This window comes from Bradyrhizobium sp. 192, assembly GCF_023100965.1.
Lineage (GTDB): Bacteria > Pseudomonadota > Alphaproteobacteria > Rhizobiales > Xanthobacteraceae > Bradyrhizobium > Bradyrhizobium symbiodeficiens.
On the sequence record NZ_CP064690.1, the window covers coordinates 7954649 to 7970891 of the forward strand.

General features: G+C 65.2%; 19 protein-coding genes and 1 pseudogene. 4 read left to right on the forward strand and 16 right to left on the reverse strand.

Annotated elements, in window-relative coordinates; translation table 11 throughout:
- Window positions 1-9 precede the first annotated feature (9 nt).
- The 9 genes from IVB24_RS37375 to IVB24_RS37415 all read right to left on the reverse strand — a co-directional run bounded on the left by IVB24_RS37375 (window position 10) and on the right by IVB24_RS37415 (window position 6871).
- A complete protein-coding gene (locus tag IVB24_RS37375; protein WP_247774246.1) occupies window positions 10-1029 on the reverse strand; it encodes a WD40 repeat domain-containing protein in 1020 nt (339 codons plus the stop codon).
- Window positions 1029-2069, reverse strand: a complete 1041-nt coding sequence (locus tag IVB24_RS37380; protein ID WP_247771549.1) for a GTP-binding protein — start codon at window positions 2067-2069, stop codon at window positions 1029-1031. The genes IVB24_RS37375 and IVB24_RS37380 overlap by 1 nt, the downstream gene beginning before the upstream one ends.
- A gap of 54 nt (window positions 2070-2123) precedes the next feature.
- Window positions 2124-2987 (reverse strand): metal ABC transporter substrate-binding protein, encoded by an 864-nt coding sequence (locus IVB24_RS37385; RefSeq protein ID WP_247774247.1) that lies wholly within the window; start codon window positions 2985-2987, stop codon window positions 2124-2126.
- Window positions 2988-2992: 5 nt separating this feature from the next.
- On the reverse strand, window positions 2993-3862 hold the full coding sequence (locus IVB24_RS37390; RefSeq protein ID WP_247771550.1) for a metal ABC transporter permease: 870 nt from the start codon (window positions 3860-3862) through the stop codon (window positions 2993-2995).
- 6 nt (window positions 3863-3868) lie between these two features.
- Complete coding sequence (locus tag IVB24_RS37395) at window positions 3869-4624, reverse strand: ABC transporter ATP-binding protein (RefSeq protein WP_247771551.1); 756 nt, start codon at window positions 4622-4624, stop codon at window positions 3869-3871.
- A 2-nt stretch (window positions 4625-4626) separates the two neighbouring features.
- On the reverse strand, window positions 4627-4863 hold the full coding sequence (locus tag IVB24_RS37400) for a hypothetical protein (RefSeq protein WP_140482557.1): 237 nt from the start codon (window positions 4861-4863) through the stop codon (window positions 4627-4629).
- Window positions 4864-4907: 44 nt separating this feature from the next.
- Entirely contained in the window at window positions 4908-5408 is a 501-nt protein-coding gene (locus IVB24_RS37405) for a hypothetical protein (protein WP_018316197.1), read from the reverse strand.
- Window positions 5405-6016, reverse strand: coding sequence for a permease (locus IVB24_RS37410; protein ID WP_140482555.1), 612 nt, complete (start codon window positions 6014-6016; stop codon window positions 5405-5407). The genes IVB24_RS37405 and IVB24_RS37410 overlap by 4 nt, the downstream gene beginning before the upstream one ends.
- Before the next feature lie 258 nt (window positions 6017-6274).
- The gene (locus IVB24_RS37415) at window positions 6275-6871 is read right to left on the reverse strand and encodes a superoxide dismutase (RefSeq protein WP_094973217.1); all 597 of its coding nucleotides are present in this window, start codon (window positions 6869-6871) and stop codon (window positions 6275-6277) included.
- 242 nt (window positions 6872-7113) lie between these two features.
- On the opposite strand from IVB24_RS37415, the gene IVB24_RS37420 reads away from it, so the two are divergent.
- The 3 genes and pseudogenes from IVB24_RS37420 to IVB24_RS37430 all read left to right on the forward strand — a co-directional run.
- Window positions 7114-7641, forward strand: a complete 528-nt coding sequence (locus IVB24_RS37420; protein ID WP_140482551.1) for a GNAT family N-acetyltransferase — start codon at window positions 7114-7116, stop codon at window positions 7639-7641.
- A gap of 81 nt (window positions 7642-7722) precedes the next feature.
- A complete protein-coding gene (locus IVB24_RS37425; protein ID WP_247771552.1) occupies window positions 7723-9108 on the forward strand; it encodes an MATE family efflux transporter in 1386 nt (461 codons plus the stop codon).
- An 18-nt stretch (window positions 9109-9126) separates the two neighbouring features.
- Window positions 9127-9276 (forward strand): annotated as a pseudogene (locus IVB24_RS37430) (DUF2147 domain-containing protein); the annotation flags it as partial.
- Here IVB24_RS37430 and IVB24_RS37435 read toward each other — a convergent pair.
- Window positions 9273-10424, reverse strand: coding sequence for a DUF3095 domain-containing protein (locus tag IVB24_RS37435; protein ID WP_247771553.1), 1152 nt, complete (start codon window positions 10422-10424; stop codon window positions 9273-9275). The pseudogene IVB24_RS37430 and the gene IVB24_RS37435 overlap by 4 nt on opposite strands.
- 224 nt (window positions 10425-10648) lie before the next feature.
- On the opposite strand from IVB24_RS37435, the gene IVB24_RS37440 reads away from it, so the two are divergent.
- A complete protein-coding gene (locus IVB24_RS37440; RefSeq protein ID WP_094973506.1) occupies window positions 10649-11047 on the forward strand; it encodes a hypothetical protein in 399 nt (132 codons plus the stop codon).
- A 6-nt stretch (window positions 11048-11053) separates the two neighbouring features.
- Here the strand turns inward: IVB24_RS37440 and IVB24_RS37445 are convergent, their stop codons facing one another.
- The 6 genes from IVB24_RS37445 to IVB24_RS37470 all read right to left on the reverse strand — a co-directional run bounded on the left by IVB24_RS37445 (window position 11054) and on the right by IVB24_RS37470 (window position 16171).
- Window positions 11054-11263 carry a hypothetical protein gene (locus IVB24_RS37445; protein WP_094973221.1) on the reverse strand — a complete coding sequence of 70 codons (210 nt, stop codon included), beginning with the start codon at window positions 11261-11263 and terminating at the stop codon, window positions 11054-11056.
- 126 nt (window positions 11264-11389) lie between these two features.
- Window positions 11390-12115, reverse strand: a complete 726-nt coding sequence (locus tag IVB24_RS37450; RefSeq protein ID WP_247771554.1) for an SDR family NAD(P)-dependent oxidoreductase — start codon at window positions 12113-12115, stop codon at window positions 11390-11392.
- Window positions 12108-13490: a fatty acid--CoA ligase family protein gene (locus IVB24_RS37455; protein ID WP_247771555.1), complete on the reverse strand. Its 1383-nt coding sequence runs from the start codon at window positions 13488-13490 to the stop codon at window positions 12108-12110. The genes IVB24_RS37450 and IVB24_RS37455 overlap by 8 nt, the downstream gene beginning before the upstream one ends.
- Window positions 13477-13722 (reverse strand): acyl carrier protein, encoded by a 246-nt coding sequence (locus tag IVB24_RS37460; protein ID WP_025032285.1) that lies wholly within the window; start codon window positions 13720-13722, stop codon window positions 13477-13479. Before IVB24_RS37460 ends, IVB24_RS37455 begins: the two co-directional genes overlap by 14 nt.
- Window positions 13723-13863: 141 nt before the next feature.
- Window positions 13864-15678, reverse strand: coding sequence for a long-chain-acyl-CoA synthetase (locus tag IVB24_RS37465; protein ID WP_247771556.1), 1815 nt, complete (start codon window positions 15676-15678; stop codon window positions 13864-13866).
- A gap of 157 nt (window positions 15679-15835) precedes the next feature.
- Window positions 15836-16171, reverse strand: coding sequence for a hypothetical protein (locus IVB24_RS37470; RefSeq protein ID WP_247771557.1), 336 nt, complete (start codon window positions 16169-16171; stop codon window positions 15836-15838).
- Between the last annotated feature and the right edge of the window lie 72 nt (window positions 16172-16243).

Below are 16243 nucleotides of genomic sequence, written 5' to 3' on the forward strand. Positions count from 1 at the left end.
CATGACAGATTAAAGCTCGAGAAGGCCGCCGTCCCCGTTTTCATCCGCAAATGCGAGCAGCGTGCCCTTGGCGTTCCAGGCGAGCGCGGCCACGGGCGGGGTGCCGTTGCGGCGGACCAGGATTTCCGCACCATCCTCCAGCCGCACCATCAGCACGGTGCCGTCGCTGTAGCCGGCGGCGAAAATGTCGTTCTTCGGATGACAAGCGACCACTGACACGCGCGCTTGCAGCGGCGCCAGCATCGCGGGCTCCTTGCCCATCGGGCCGTCCTTGCTGGCGAACGGCCATATGATGACGGTGTCGGCACCCGAGGTCGCCAATCCCTTGCCGCCCGCGCTCCATGACATCGAACGGACGCGGCCGGGATAGCCGGTCATGCGCATGTGCCTGTTATCGGCGAGGCGCCAGCCGTGCAGCGCCGACTCGTGCATCGTGGTGACCAGGAATTTGTTGTCCGGGCTGAAGGTAACGCCGAGATGCGAGCCGGCCCAGGGCAGGAATTCAGCCGAGTCCGCCATGTTGGGAAACCACAGCGTCGCGCCGTTGTAATGCGCGATCGCGAGGCGCAGCCCCTTGGGCGCGAACGCAAGCCCGCCGACGGTCGAGGGCACCTCGAGCGACCTCTCCTCGGCCTTGCCGCTCTTCACGGTCGCCGTCTTGCCGGCCGACCAGGCGAAGGCGCCGTCGGGATGCAGCGCCACCGCATCGATCCAGCGCCGCTTCGGATCGGTGGCGAGCAGCGTCACCTCGCCCTTGGCGTCGAGCGAGACGACCTTGCCGTCGTCGCCGCCCATCACGAGGCGCTTGCCGTCGCAGGCGGTGGAGAGAATGCCGCCGCTGTGAACGGTGACGGTGCTGATCTCGCCCTTGCCATCGACGAACGCGACGTTCTCCTCGCCACCGACGAAGGCGGCGCGATCCCCGAGGAAATGCACCGAGGTCACGCCCATACCGAGCGTAACGGGCTTGACGCGATCGGTGACGGAGACGATCGAGGCGGAATCGGGGGCCGGCGTAAACTCTTTCATCACGAGACGATGCAGCTCTCGAAACCCTCGCGGATGGCCTTCTCCGGCAATTCGCGGCCGATGAAGACGAGACGGCTCTGGCGCGGCTCGCCCTCCCTCCACTTCCGCTGATGGTCGCCCTCCAGCATCATGTGGACGCCCTGGAAGACGTAGCGGTCGTCGTCGTCGTGGAAGGAGAGAATCCCCTTGGAGCGCAGGATCTTGCCGCCCTCGACCTGCACCAAATTCTGCAGCCAGGGCATGAACACGTTCGGATCGAGCGGCTTGTCGGTCTTGAGCGACAGCGACTGCATGTCCTCGTCGTGATAGTGCTTCAGGCCGTGGCCATGATCATGATGATGGTCGTGGCCGTGGTGGTGGTGATCATGGTCGTGGTCATGATCGTCGGCATTCAGAAAGTCCGGCTCGACTTCGAGGATGCGGTCGAGGTCGAACGCACCACGGTCGAGCACGTCGGCCAGGGCCACCGCGCAGCGCTCGGTGCGATGCAGCTTGGCATAGGGGTTGATGGCGCGAATGCGGGCCTCGACCTCGGCAAGCTCGCCCTTGCTGACGAGATCGGTCTTGTTCAGCACGATGACGTCGGCGAAGGCGATCTGGTTCTTGGCCTCGGGCGCGTCCTTGAGCCGGTCCGACAGCCATTTGGCGTCGGCCACCGTGACCACGGCGTCGAGCCGCGCATTCTTCTGCACGTCCTCGTCGACGAAGAAGGTCTGGGCGACCGGCGCCGGATCGGCGAGGCCGGTGGTCTCGACGATGATGGCGTCGAACTTGCCCTTGCGCTTCATCAGGCCGTCCATGATGCGGACGAGGTCGCCGCGCACGGTGCAGCAGATGCAGCCGTTGTTCATCTCGAACACTTCCTCGTCGGCGCCGATGATGAGATCGTTGTCGATGCCGATCTCGCCGAATTCGTTGACGATCACGGCGTATTTCTTGCCGTGGTTCTCCGACAGGATGCGGTTGAGGAGCGTGGTCTTGCCGGCACCGAGATAGCCGGTCAGGACGGTCACGGGAATTTTCTGGGACGCTTCAGACATAACAACTCCGACATCGGGCTTTTTCGCGCGACGCGAGGCGGGGTGGCCCCTGCCTTAGTGGTCAAGCGCGCTGGTCATGGCCTTTATATTGTGCCTGACCATATCAATGTAAGTGGGTGCAGGCCCCTTTTCGCCGGTCAAACCATCCGAAATCAGGGTCCCGCCTACTTTTGAGCCGGTCTCCGCCGCGATCCGCCGGATCAGCCGGTCATCGCTGATATTTTCCAGGAACACGGCCGGTATTTTCTGGGCCTTGATCTGGCCGATAATGGCCGCGATGTCGCGCGCGCTCGGCTCGGTTTCGGTGGAGACGCCCAGGGGGGCGATGAACTGGATACCGTATTCGGCGGAAAAATAGCCAAAGGCGTCATGGGTCGAGATCACCTTGCGCCGATCCGGCGGGATCTTGGCCACGGCCTCGCGGACCTCGCGGTCGAGCGTTTCGAGCCTTTCCAGGTAGGCTTTTGCCTGGGCCCGGAAGAAATCCGCATCATCCGGCGCGGCCACGGCCAGCGCATTGGCGATATCGGTCGCGTAGACCTTGGCGTTGGGGACGGACTGCCAGGCATGGGGATCGGAGGCCGAGCCGAGCTTCAGCGGCGTGATGCCGGCGCTCGCGGTGACGACTGTTGCCTTGCTGCCGGAGGATTGCACGAGGCGCGGCAGCCAGCCTTCGAGACCGAGCCCGTTGACGACGACAAGCTTCGCATCAGCGATCCTCTTCGCATCGCTCGGTGCCGGCGTATAGACGTGGACGTCGCTGTCGGGGCCGACCAGCGTCGTGACGTTGACCCGGTCGCCGCCGATGGTGCGGACGAAGTCGCCGAGGATCGAGAAGCTCGCGACGACGTTGAGCCGCTCCGCGGCGCGCAGCGGCGAGGCAGCCAGCAACAGCACACAAAGCAGGATGAGCCGCATCACCGTCACGCTTCCAGATGCCGGCCGGGAAACAGCTGCCGGACGATGCCGCCGACGCGGCCGAAAAGCACGGAGACGATGTAGAGCATGGTTGCGACCAGGATGATCGCAGGGCCCGAGGGCACGCGGGTCTGGAACGACAACACGAGGCCGGCATAACCCGAGATCGCAGCCGCGACCACCGCGATGCAGATCATGGCGGTGAGATCGCGCGACCAGAACCGCGCGATACCCGCCGGCAGGATCATCAGGCCGACCGCAAGCAGCGTGCCGAGCGCCTGAAAGCCGTTGACGAGGTTGATCACGACCAGCGCAAGGAAGGCGAGATGCGCGGGACCGCCGGCGCGGCTGATAGTGCGCAAAAACAAGGGATCGACGCTCTCGATCACCAGCGGGCGGTAGATCACGGCGAGCACCAGCAGCGTCACCGTGGCGTTGAAGGCCACCACCAGCAGCGTCTGGTCGTCCATCGCGAGGATGTTGCCGAACAAAACATGGAGCAGGTCGATATTGGTGCCCTTGATCGAGACGATGGTGACGCCGAGCGCCAGCGAGGCCAGATAGAAAGTTGCGAGCGAGGCGTCCTCCTTCAGCCCGGTCGAGCGCGCGACCACGCCGGCGAGGATCGCAACCGCAAAGCCGGCGATCAGGCCGCCCGCGGTCATCGCGAACAGATTGAGGCCGGAAAGCAGGAAGCCGACAGCGGCGCCCGGCAGGATCGCATGCGCCATGGCATCGCCGACCAGGCTCATCCGCCGCAGCATCAGGAAGACGCCGATCGGCGCGCCCGCCAGCGCCAGCGCGATCACGGCGGCAAGCGCGCGCCGCATGAACTCGAATTCGGTGAACGGGCCGATCAGCGCGTCATAGAGCATTGGTGATCACGCCGCCCGCGAGCTGATATCGTCGCCTGCGCACGCTGCGGCGGTGTCGTCGAACGCCTCGCACATCCGCATCGCCACCAGCAGGTTTTCCGGCGTCAGCACCTCCGCCGTCGGTCCCCACGCGACGGGGCCGCGCGCCAGCACCAGCGTTTCGCTGAAATGGTTACGCACCATCTCCATGTCGTGCAGCGCGGCCAGCACGGTACGGCCCTCGCCGTGCCAGCGCTCGACCAGCGCGAGCAGGTCGGTCGTGGTCTTGCTGTCGATGGCGTTGAAGGGCTCGTCGAGCACGATGAGCGAGGCGTCCTGGAGCAGCACGCGCGCGAACAGCACGCGCTGCATCTGGCCACCCGAGAGCGTGCCGATCGGACGGTTCTCGAAACCGTTGAGGCCAACGGCGCCGATCGCGCCCAGGATCTTCCCGCGCGCGGCCTTGCCGATGCCGCCGAACAGGCCGGTCCCGCGCCACAGCCCGGTGCCGACGAAGTCGAACACCGAGATCGGGAAGCTGCGGTCGATCTCCGCGCTCTGCGGCAGATAGGCGATATCGCGGGAGTCGAGCCCGCCGAGATGGATGCTGCCGTCGAGCGGCCGGAGGATGCCGACGATGCCGCGCAGCAGGGTCGACTTGCCGGCGCCATTCGGTCCGATTACGGCGACCAGCGCGCCCCGCACGACCTCGCCGTTGAGATGGTGCACGGCCGGGTGCCGGTCGTAGCCGAGCGTGACATTGTGAAAGTGCAGCGCCGCCATAGTCACCTCATCGCCAGCAAGACCACGCCCCAGAGCACGGCACAGACGGCGAGCGCGGCCAGAAGGCGCGCGGCCATCGTCATGCGCAGGATCGACCAGTGCGCCGTTTGGGCGGGATGCGGAGAGGCAGCGTCGTGGACATGGGCATGGCTGTGGTCGTGCCCGTGAGCATGCCCGTGGCCATGGGAGTGGCCGTCGGCATGGTCGTGATGATGGGCGTGAGACACGGCGGGAACCATGCTAAAGACGTTATATTATAACATTACCCCTGTCCACGCCGGGCTCAGGGCTTGCCGATCACCATCGCGATGGCGGCTGCCACGAACGGAAATGGCACCGACACCGCACAGCGGAACCAGACGAAACGGGCCGGCATGAACGGGATTTCCCACAAGATCACCCGCTGGAAGGCAAACAGGGCCCAGGCGACGACATAGGCCACCACCTGCGGCACCCCGCCGCCCGACTTCAGCGCCACGGTGCCGATGGAGAAGCCGATCACGGGCCCGCCGGGCGTGGCCGCGCCGGCGACCACGGCGGTCGCAACGCCGAGCCAGCCGCTGTCCGGCCCGAGCCAGCCGGTGATCACCTCCTGCGGGATGATGGCGGCGATGTAGCCGGAGCCGATCACCCCTAACGCGATGCGCGGCACGATGTTGATGAAATCCATCGAGCCTTCGCGCAGCGAGGCCTTGAACACCGGAGGGCCGCGGCGAAAGGCGATCAGGCCGACGCCGAACACCGAGCCCCACAGCAGGATGTCGATGAAAAGCGCGGCGCTCAAGTCTCGTCGTCCTTGGTCTGGGGCTGCGGATACAGCCGGACATAGACGAAGCGGCCGAGGGCCCCGGCGAGGACCGGCAGCGGCAGCGAGATCAGAATCCGCCACAGCGTGAAATCTGTGCCCATGATCGGGATTTCCCAGGCCACCGCCCGGCCATAGCCGATCAGGGTCCAGCTCACGACCATGGCGATGGTGGCGCCGAAATCGGCGCCGACCGCGAGCAGCGCGCTCGCCACGGGATAAGCGGTGAAGGGCCCGCCGGGCAGGATCGCACCAAAGGCGGTGCCGATCAAAAGCCCCTTCAGGCCGGATTTCGGCCCGAGCGAGCGCGAGACTTTTTCGTGCGGCAGGATCTCCGAGATGAACGCGCCAAGCAGGCAACCGGCGAGCACGCGCGGCAGGATGCCTGAGAACAGCGAGAGATCGTGAGTGAGAATGTCGAGAACGCCGTCGGTGCCGTCACGCCGCCAGACCATCGCCGCACTCACTGCGACCAGCGCTGCGATGATGATGGTCGACCAGCCGATTGGCTTGCGGATCCGCCCCGGACGCGGCTCGGACTCCGCGTCCTCGGCAGGCGCCGGGTTCTTCGGGAAAGGTTCTGGCAATGGGTGTGAGCGGCTCGAGGGTGATGCCCGTCCTGATTAAGGGCGGCATCCGTTCGATGCAAACGGTACCATCACAGGCTGATGCGCGTACTGTGCAGGACTCGTTCAATCAATTCCGCACAGCAAAAGGGCGGCCGCGCATGCGACCGCCCTTTTGTCATTCCGGGGCGGCGAAGCCGAACCCCGGAATCCATGTATCCGCTCGGGCTGACGCCCGATGGATTCCGGGCTCGCGCGTCGCGCGCCCCGGAATGAGGCTTACGCCTTCTCGTAGAGGGACTCGACGTATTCCCAGTTCACGAGGTTCTCGACGAACGCCTTGAGATAATCGGGGCGGCGGTTGCGGTAGTCGATGTAGTAGGAGTGCTCCCAGACGTCGCAGCCGAGGATCGGGGTTGCGCCGTGCACCAGCGGATTCTCGCCGTTCGGGGTCTTGGAGATCTCGAGCTTGCCGTTCTTGACCTGGAGCCAGCACCAGCCGGAGCCGAACTGGCCGACGCCGGCCGCCTGGAAGTCGGTCTTGAACTTCTCGAAGCCGCCGAGGTCCTCGTTGATTTTCTTCTCGATCTTGCCCGGCAGCTTGGTGCCGCCGCCATTGGGCTTCATCCAGCTCCAGAAGTGGATGTGGTTGTAGTGCTGGCCGGCATTGTTGAACACCGCGGGGTTCTTGCCGAACGAGCCCTTGACGATCTCTTCAAGGGACTTGCCTTCCCATTCGGTGCCCTTGAGCGCGTTGTTGCCGTTGGTGACGTAGGCCTGATGATGCTTGTCGTGGTGGAATTCCAGCGTCTCCTTCGACATGAACTGGCCGAGGGCGTCATAGGCGTAAGGGAGGGGGGGCAGCGTGAAGGTCATGGGATGTTGTCCGCGACTGATGGGGAACTGGCTTAACGGGGAGTCTTATAGAAGGTTCCGGCGCCGTTAAATACCGCCAATTTGCGAAAAGGCGCGATGGGACGGCTTGGCCGGATTGCACAACTTCGCCGCACAGAGCGACGATCAACCCGGGCCGGTCAGCCACCGCAAAATCTCATTGCCTTTGAAGCGGTTATGACAGAACGAATGGACCGCGCAGCCGCGTTGCGAGAGACAGAGCCATGAGCATCGAGATCGACATTTTGAACGGTGACGCCTCGTGGCGAATCGCGGAGCCGCTGCATCAGGCGGTCTGGGGCCCGCAACAGGTTGCGGACAAGCCCTGGGCCCATGTCAAATGGGCCAATGCCGATTTGCGCGTGCTGATCGAGACGCCCGAGGACGGCCTCGTCTGTCATGTCGGCATCTATTTCCGCACCGTCACCTGGAATGGGCAGAAGGTCCATATCGGCGGCATCGGCGGGGTCTGCACCCGCGAAGACCGGCGCGGCCGCGGCTATGCGACCGTGGCGATCGACGCGGCGGTTCACACCATGCGCGCCAACGAGGCCGTCCGCTTCGCGCTGCTGTTCTGCGAACCGCACAATTTCTCGTTCTACGAGACCCGGAGCTGGCTGCCCTTCAAGGGCGAGGTCTATTGCGAACAGCCGGAGGGGCAGATCCGTTTCACCGACATGGCGCCCTACGTCTTCAATATCGTCCGCGCGCCGACGCTGGGCACCATCGACCTATGCGGCCTGCCCTGGTGAGCCCTGCGTGAGCGAGGGCTGCGCCGGCCGCCTCGCGACCTATAATATGTCGATCATCATCCAATATTCCGCCCGGTGAACATGACGATCGACGCCCCCGTAGACGCCGTCCCGCCGCTTGCGCCGGTCGCCTCCCCGATCGCCAGTCTGCTGAGCGCGCCGATCCTGCCGACGCTGCTGCGGCTCGCGATCCCCAACATGATCGCGATGGTCGGCAGCACGCTGGTTGCGATCGCCGAGACCTCCTATATCGGCCGGCTCGGCACCATACCGCTCGCCGCGATCGCGCTGGTGTTTCCGTTCGCGATGCTGACCCAGATGATGAGCGCGGGCGCGATGGGCGGCGGCGTCTCGTCCGCGATCAGCCGCGCGCTCGGCGCCGGGGATCGCGACCGCGCCGCGACGCTGGCGCTGCATGCCGCCATCATCGGCCTCTGCGGCGGGCTGTTCTTCACGGTGATGATGCTCGCCTTTGGCCGCTCGTTCTTCACGCTGCTCGGCGGACGCGATCGCGTGCTCGAGGAGGCCAGCGGCTATTCGCAGGTGCTGTTCTCCGGCGCGGTCGCGATCTGGCTCGTCAACACGCTGGCCTCGGTGATCCGCGGCACCGGCGACATGCGCCTGCCCTCGATGACACTGATCGGGGCCAGCGTGCTGCAGATCGCGCTCGGCGGCACCTTGGGGCTCGGCTTGTTCGGCGTGAAGGCCTTCGGCATGCCGGGCGTCGCCAGCGGCCAGTTGATCGCGTTCACCTGCGCCGCGATCTTCTTCCTCTGGTATCTCGCGTCCGGCCGCAGCCGGCTGCCGCTAAACTTGCGCGCGTTTCATTTCGAGCGCGCGATGTTCCTGGACATCCTCAAGGTTGGTGCGGTGGCCTGCCTGTCGCCGCTCCAGACCGTGCTCACCATTTTGATCTTTACCAAGATCCTGGCCACGTTCGGCACCGAGATGCTGGCCGGCTACGGCATCGGCTCGCGGCTGGAATTCCTGCTGATTCCGATCACCTTCGCCATCGGCATCGCCTCGGTGCCGATGGTCGGCATGGCCATGGGCGCCGGACATGTGAAGCGGGCGCGCCGTGTCGCCTGGACGGCGGCCGCGGCCTCAGGACTCACGGTTGGTCTGATCGGGCTCGTCATTGCGCTCGATCCCTCGCTGTGGGTTGCGCTCTTCACGCAGGATCCCGGCGTCACCGCCGCCGCGCACAGCTATTTCCACTGGGCCGGCCCGGCCTTCGTGTTCTTCGGCATCGGCGTGTCGCTCTACTTCTCCTCGCAAGGCGCCGCGCGTGTCGGCGGCCCCGTGCTCGCTTCCACCGCGCGGCTTCTGATCGTCGCCATCGGCGGCGTAGTCCTGATGACGGCGCAGGCGCCGGCCTGGACGTTGTTCGCATTGGTCGGCGGCGCCATGGTCGTGTTCGGCCTGTCGACCGCAGCCTCGGTCGCCTTCGCGCGCTGGGACAAATGAGCGCAGGCAAGTAGGCAACCGAACAAATGGGCGGGCCAGATCTACAATGCCGACAATGGCAGGACCTATGCCAGCAGCGTCACCGTGACGGGAGCGGAGTCGCTGCGGGTCGAAGGCTGCGTTGGCGCGCTCTGCGGCGGCGAGACCTGGACGCGCGCGGGGCGCTAACTCGCGACCATCATCTCCTTCAGCGCCGTCGCCGCAGAAGCGTAGCCGCCTCGTGCACCGTCGATGAAGTGCACGTGATCGCTGCGCAGCACCGACGGGGTGAAGCAGGTCATCATGGCGGCGTCCTGCTGATGAAGACCGTAGCGCACGATACCCTCACGTGCGGCCGCCGCCAGACGACCGCTGAGGGCGCGCTCGAGCTCCGGCGTACAATCGAGGATCATGCGCAGACCGTCATCGTATTTCCTGAAGTCGGAGTTCTCGACCACCTGCCGCTTGTAGACCTTCGGCACGAAGCCGCCGACCTCGAGGTCGAAGCGCATGACCAGATAGATGAACAAGTTGTAGGCCAGCACGCTGGCGCGGCGCGCGAGCAGCGGACCACCGCGCCTGGTGCGGGCTTCGTATTCCACCCCCTGCGGCGGCCATTTCAGCGGCGGCCCTTGCGCCGGCACCGGACGGGCGCCGTCCGGGCTGCGTTCGACGAGGTGAACGATGTCCTCGATCACCTTGCGGAAGGCATGCGGGTCGGCGCCACGCGCCGGCATCACCAGTACTGACAGGATCAGCCCCCGCGAGGCCGGCATCACCTCGAAGCGGCAGGACAGGCCCGAGAGATCGGGCTGCGTGCCCGCCGGGGCTTCCGGCACGGCAAACTCGCCGCGTTTCATCGCGGCATCGGCGAAGGCGAGCCCGCCGCCCGAGAACATCGCATAGGACAGGTTCGCGGACGGCCCGAAGCGCGCGACCCGCACGTCGAGGCCCTGCGCGCGGATGGCGCTGACCGGCACCAGCGCGACGCGCATCGTCAGATCGAGATCTTCCCGCACCCAGGTCGCGGTTGCCGCCAGCGCGTCGCGCGCAGCATCAAGGTCGGAGGACGCAACCGCAAAGCTGGCGCCGTCGCCGCCAAACACGAAGGGGAATTCGCGGCCCTCCAATGCGTTCGTCACCGCCGCAATCACGGCAGCGCCGGCCATGTTCACCGCCTTGTAGCGCTCCGCCGCGATCGCCTTGGTGGAATCGACGATGTCGGCAACGCCGATGCTCCAGTCGTCCGGCAGCGGCGCATAGAGCGCGGGGTCCATCAGGCTGGTGAAGCCCCGGAAGACCGGAATGCCGCCATAGAAGGAGTCGCCTGAGGTCATCGGGGATGCCGTATGGTTGGAATGCGAAACAAATACGTAGCGGGATCGATCCGGGTTCGCCGGCCGGGGGCTCTTTGCGATCATTGGCCGAAACGGGCCAGGACAACAAGATACGGCAACAACAGGATGCGGCCGCGTTGCAATGCCGCAGCGTGTCATTGATCGGCATCAAGCGACCTGCCGGAAAGAGCGGCTATCGTCCTCAACTCCAATGGTTGCATGGGATGATCGAGGTGTCCGACTTCGGCAACAAGGACTCCGCCTCTCCGGTCCGCCGGCGCACGGGCGTCGACCCGATCAGCGCGGTGAAGATGCCCGAACGGCTGACGGAAGCCGTCGATGCCTGGGCGGAAGCTCATCGCCTGACCCGCGCAGACGCAATCTGCAAGCTGATCGAGCTGGGCCTGCAGATCGCAACCCCGGTCCTCACGTCGGAGCATCCGATCGCATCGGACGCCACCAGGATCGAAGAGATCGCAGTCCACGAGATCGAGGCGCTGCTCGATCCGGCATTGCCGGCCGACGAACGCGAACGCCGCATCCGCCGCCTTACCGAAGGGCCGCCGGAATTTTCACACGAGCGGATCGACCTGCCGAAGGACCCGCCGAAGCACCGGACGTGAGGATAGCTAGTGCAGCTTCTCGTCCTGGCGCTTGCGCAAGCTATCGAGAGACGCATCGTGGCAACCGACCAGACGTACGAATTGCTGCGGATACATCTCGTGGCCGTGGTCACCGGAATTCTGATGCGCCATCGGCGGGCAACGGACGTCGTCCGGCTTGCCGCGGGATTGCTCCGTCCGGCCCTGACCTGAAGCGGTTACGTTGGGCATGGTCATGGACTGCTCCCTGTCGATTAGGGCAGATCGATTGACGTAACCCAATCGATTGCGGGGCATCTTATGACCAAATCCGGCTGAATGTCATTGTGCCGGATCAATTCAATTGTGGCGGCGGAGTTCCGCTTACGCCGTGTTTCCCGCATCAATGGTGAACACGGTCCCGGTGACGTTGCGACCGCCCTCGCCGAGCAGATATTCCACCATGCGCGCGACGTCGTCCGTCTCCGGCAGGCGGCGCAGCGCGCTGCGGCCGGCGATGCGCTTGCGCGCCTCGTCGGACAGGTTGTGCGTGAGCTCGGTGTCGATGAAGCCCGGCGCGATCGCGTTCACGGTGATGCCGAGCTTGCCGACCTCGCGCGCCAGCGAGCGGGTGAAGCCGGTGGCAGCCGCCTTGGTCGCGCCATAGACGGACAAGCCGTTGTAGCCGGTGGTCGCGATGATCGAAGAGATGTTGATGATGCGGCCGGCGCCGTCGGCCATCATCTGCCGCGCGACATATTTGGTGAGGATGATCGGCGACAGCACGTTGAGCTGCACCAGCGCCTCGATCTCGGAATTGTGCATGGTGGCAAGCAGGCCTTCGGTGCCGAGGCCGGCATTGTTGACGAGGCCGTAGGTCGGCCCGAATTCGTCGCGCACGAGTTTTGCAAGCGCCGGAATGGCGTCGATCACGGCAAGATCGCAGGCGCGGAAATGCAGGCGCCCGCCCGACTCGGCAATCGCCGCCTTGAGCTCGTCGCTCTCTCGTCGCGCCGCCGCGATCACGTTGTAGCCGGCGCCGACCAGGCGTCTGCCGATCGCAAGACCGATGCCGCGGCTGCCGCCGGTGACCAGAACATTATCATGCATCGGTGCGCGCCAGTTTTCCGGCCGGGGTGACGTCGAGCGCATCGACGAAGCGGATCACCGCCGGCACCTTGTGAGACGCGAGCTGCGCGCGGCACTGATCGAGGATCTGCTCGCGGATCTCCTTCGCGCGGGCGGGATCGGTGCCCTCAGCGAGGATCACGTCGGCGACGACGATGCCGCCGGTGATCGGGCTCTTGCGCGATTTGGCCCGCGACATCCGCACGTCGGCATGGCGGTTGATGACCGCCTCGATCTCTTCGGGGTGGACCTTCAGCCCGCCGATATTGATGATGCCGCCGCGGCGGCCCACGAAATAGTAGCGCTCGCCGCGCAGCTCGACGATGTCGCCGCTGTCGACAAATCCATCGCCATCTGTGAGCGCGGCGGCATTGCGGCCGACATAGGCGTGCGCGGTACGCGTCGAACGGATACGGAGCGAACCGTCGACCACTTTCATCTCGACGCCATTGCGATTGCCGAGATAGTCGGCCGGAAAACCTTCCAGCCCGTCATTCACGGCGAAACCGACACCGGCCTCGGTCGAGGCATAGGCATGACCGACGGAGGAATTGGGGAATGCCGCCTTCAGCCCGTCGAGCACCGCCTGGTCGGCGATTTCGCCGGAGAGGCGGACATAGCGAGGTGTGAACTGCGCGGCCGAACCGCTCATCAGGAGCTTGCGCCAGTGCGAGGGGGTGCCGGAGATGTGCGAGACCCCGCGCGCCTTCAGCCGCGCGACTTGATCGCCGAGCGCTTCGTGCGGGTCCGACAGCACCATCGAGCCGCCGGATAGGACGGCGCGGAGGAAGATCTGCAGGCCGCCGTAGCGGCGAATGTCGTAGAAGGTCGCCCAGACCGGCGCAGGTCCCCGTGCGGAGCCCTCGGCAACGATCGCACCGGTCAGCGCGTCCAGCGTGTGGCCGACGATCTTCGGCACGCCTGAGGTGCCCGAGGTGAGCATCAGCCATTCCGTCGCGCGTTCGGTCTTGGCCGGCGCGGTCGCTTCGAGCGGCAATTGCGCGGTGACGATGAGCGGAACGCCTGTGCTGGCCCAGCGATCAGGCTCGTCGGTCACGACGGCATCGATCTCGGCATCGGCGATCAATGCCTCCAGATGCGCCGGGTTGAGATCGGGTGGGCACAGCAACATACGAGGGGCGATGCCGTCGAGCTCGATCATCGCGAGGCCCGACCGAAGCTGATCGGACAATTTGAGCAGCACGGAGCGGCCGGACAATTCGCGTAGGCGGCCGCCCAGGACCGTCTGCGACAGGATATCGGTCAGCGACACGCTGGTCCGCGCATCGGACAGCGTACGGCCGGTCAGCTCCGCGCCGAGATGGTCGCGAAGCGCGAAGATCTCACGCGGGGACATTTTCGTAGGCCCGCACGAAATCACCCACCGTGGCGGGAAACGCTGCGTCCTCGGAAATGGTGAAGGGATCGACGCCGGTCTCGTCCTCGAGACGCGCGACCAGAATGGCGAAGGCGAGCGAGTCGAAACCCGTCTCGTGCAGCGACAGATCGTCCGAGAGTACGGGAAGCGTGACGTGCTGCTCTTTGGCGATCTGCTGGATCGCCTCAATGACCTTAGACCTTACCGACATGGCTGGCTCGCTTTGTTATCATTGGTGTTGCGGCGGCTCTTGCTGGCCGCCTCCCCATGGCCGCTTGTTTACCCGAGAGAAGTAAATGGCTTCTTGGACAATTCAGATAAAATTGGACCTATCAGCGGATTTTGGCGGCATCTACAGCCTGATCGAGCCGTCCACGATCCGCGCATGGGCCTCCGTATCCAACGCCACATAGGTCCCGGACTTCGGATCTGCCATGAACAGCGGGTCGGAGATCGCGCCGGGATCGAAGCCCTCCCGTGCGAGGTCGCCCTTCTTCTGCTTGAACGTCTCGGTCGCATCGATCTCGCTGGAGATGCGAATGAAGACCGGGCGCGCATAGGCCGGCAAGCGTTGCGCCAGATGTGCGGGCAATGCCTCGATCTCGAAGCCCCCATTGACGACGATCGCGCTCATGCCGGCGCGGCCGTCCGCGCCGGGAATGTTGACGCCGTAGGTGGTGGCGTCGACCACACCGGTAAAGTCGCGCATCGCGTCGTTCACCTCCGAGGTCGCGACGTTCTCGCCCTTCCAGCGGAAGGTGTCCCCGATCCGATCGACGAAATGGAAGAAGCCCTTGTCGTCGATCCGCATCAGATCGCCGGTGCGAAACCAGGCATCGCCGCTGGCGAAGACATCGCGAAGAACCTTCTTCTCGGTCTCGCCGGCATCGGTGTAGCCCTCGAAGCGGCCACCGCCTTCATCGGCGGTGCCGATGCGGCCGATGGCCTCGCCAGCCTCACCGCGGGCGCAGGCGAGGCAAAACCCCTCTTCGTTGCGCAGCGGCACGCCGCTGTCAGGGTCGAGCTTGACGAGATTGGCGGGAAAGCGATGCGCCAGCAGCGGCGGGATGCGGCCGATCGCGCCCGGCTGTCCCTCGACGTTGAACAGCGAGAAATTGCCTTCGGTGGCCGCATAGAATTCGAGGATGCGCGGAATGGCAAAGCGCGCCTGAAAGTCTTCCCAGATGTCGCCGCGCAGGCCGTTGCCGCAGACGAGGCGGAGACGATGCCGGTTCTCATATTCCGAGGGCGCCGCCTTGAGCAGATAACGGCAGAGCTCGCCGATATATTGAAACAGCGTGCAGTCATGCCGCACGATGTCTGACCAGAAATGCGAGGCCGAGAATTTCTCCGCGATCACCACCGAGCCGCCGGCGGCCAGCATGCTGCACGGCGCGACGATGCCGCCGACCGAGTGGAACAGCGGCAGGCAATCGTAGAGCCGGTCTTGCGGGCTCGCGCCGGTGAGACCGGCGAACCAGAAGCCCCAATTGAGAATGCGGCGGTGGCTGATGCTGGCGGCCTTCGGCAGGCCTGTCGTGCCCGAGGTGTAGATCAGCAGCGCACGGTCGTCGATGGTGACCTCACCGCGCTCCTCCGGCGACATGGGAGCATCGTCCAGCGCCGCGAGGGCGACGTCGATGGCGCGCTCGCTGCGGGCATCGCCATGAGTCCAGACCTTGGCCTGCGTCTTCAGATGCGGCGTTGCACTCTCCAGCATCTCCGTCAGCTCCTGCGCAACGATGATATGCGAGGGCTTTGCGACGTCGAGGCAATGCGCGAGCGACTGTCCCACCAGCTTGGTGTTGAGCAGCGCGGCCACGCCGCCGATCCGGCTGATGCCGAGCCATGCCGCGACATAATCGACGCCGTTCGGCATGATCAAGGCGACCGTATCACCCTTGGCCACGCCGGCCGAGCGCGCCCAGCGCGCGTAGCGGTTGATGCGCTTCGACAGGCCTTCATAGTCGAGACTTGCGTCGTCCGTGATCAGCGCGACGCGGTCGGGCTGCCGCTGCGCCCAATCGTCGATGACGTCCGCGAACAGACGTCCCGGCAGCGTCTCGATCCGCGCGGTGAGCTCGATGGCCTTCAGCCAGATCTTTGAAGCCGAAGGCGCACGCGCGGCTTTCGGGCGCTCGATGATACCGGTCGTCATACCGTTCATGCTTTCGGGGCTATCTGCTGTCTTCCGAAGCTTAGCCCGCGCGCCCTGCCCAGGTGTTAAGAGACAAGGTAAAACCCGGTTAGGACGCGATTAACTCTAGCGATCCTTTACCACGCCAATGGGATCGGCATGCGCGGTTGCAGAGTATCGCGCTGCCTCAATCCGCCGTGAATTCGAGATTGAACCGGATCGGATTGATCGGCTTCGTGACGAATCCGACCGTCTTGCCGTTCAGGCCGGCGAATGGGCCGGATGCGAACTTGACGATTCCCTTGCCCACGGATTCGACGCCAACGGGCTTGCCGTCCTTCATCACGGCCTTGGCGGAGCCTTCGGTCAGCTGCGTCACGAGGCGTCCGCCGGGAATGCGGTGCACGCCGCCACCCATCACCATCGTCGCCTTGGGGCCGTCCCACTCGACGACATTCGACGCGGAATAGACCGCGCCCTTCAGCAATCCCTCGACGCCGACGCAGACATAGTCCTGCGCCACCAGATTGTGATCGGGATGGTCGCCAATCGGCTCCTCGGTGAAGAAGCCGGCAAGGCTGCATTCCTAACGCGC

Coding starts and splice junctions, on each gene's coding strand:
- IVB24_RS37380 (WP_247771549.1), bottom strand. CDS start 2,069: ATGTCTGAAGCGTCCCAGAAAATTCCCGTGACCGTCCTGACCGGCTAT.
- IVB24_RS37375 (WP_247774246.1), bottom strand. CDS start 1,029: ATGAAAGAGTTTACGCCGGCCCCCGATTCCGCCTCGATCGTCTCCGTC.
- IVB24_RS37435 (WP_247771553.1), bottom strand. CDS start 10,424: ATGACCTCAGGCGACTCCTTCTATGGCGGCATTCCGGTCTTCCGGGGC.
- IVB24_RS37390 (WP_247771550.1), bottom strand. CDS start 3,862: ATGCTCTATGACGCGCTGATCGGCCCGTTCACCGAATTCGAGTTCATG.
- IVB24_RS37420 (WP_140482551.1), top strand. CDS start 7,114: ATGAGCATCGAGATCGACATTTTGAACGGTGACGCCTCGTGGCGAATC.
- IVB24_RS37450 (WP_247771554.1), bottom strand. CDS start 12,115: ATGCATGATAATGTTCTGGTCACCGGCGGCAGCCGCGGCATCGGTCTT.
- IVB24_RS37460 (WP_025032285.1), bottom strand. CDS start 13,722: ATGTCGGTAAGGTCTAAGGTCATTGAGGCGATCCAGCAGATCGCCAAA.
- IVB24_RS37400 (WP_140482557.1), bottom strand. CDS start 4,863: ATGGTTCCCGCCGTGTCTCACGCCCATCATCACGACCATGCCGACGGC.
- IVB24_RS37455 (WP_247771555.1), bottom strand. CDS start 13,490: ATGTCCCCGCGTGAGATCTTCGCGCTTCGCGACCATCTCGGCGCGGAG.
- IVB24_RS37425 (WP_247771552.1), top strand. CDS start 7,723: ATGACGATCGACGCCCCCGTAGACGCCGTCCCGCCGCTTGCGCCGGTC.
- IVB24_RS37440 (WP_094973506.1), top strand. CDS start 10,649: ATGATCGAGGTGTCCGACTTCGGCAACAAGGACTCCGCCTCTCCGGTC.
- IVB24_RS37415 (WP_094973217.1), bottom strand. CDS start 6,871: ATGACCTTCACGCTGCCCCCCCTCCCTTACGCCTATGACGCCCTCGGC.
- IVB24_RS37445 (WP_094973221.1), bottom strand. CDS start 11,263: ATGACCATGCCCAACGTAACCGCTTCAGGTCAGGGCCGGACGGAGCAA.
- IVB24_RS37465 (WP_247771556.1), bottom strand. CDS start 15,678: ATGAACGGTATGACGACCGGTATCATCGAGCGCCCGAAAGCCGCGCGT.
- IVB24_RS37395 (WP_247771551.1), bottom strand. CDS start 4,624: ATGGCGGCGCTGCACTTTCACAATGTCACGCTCGGCTACGACCGGCAC.
- IVB24_RS37385 (WP_247774247.1), bottom strand. CDS start 2,987: ATGCGGCTCATCCTGCTTTGTGTGCTGTTGCTGGCTGCCTCGCCGCTG.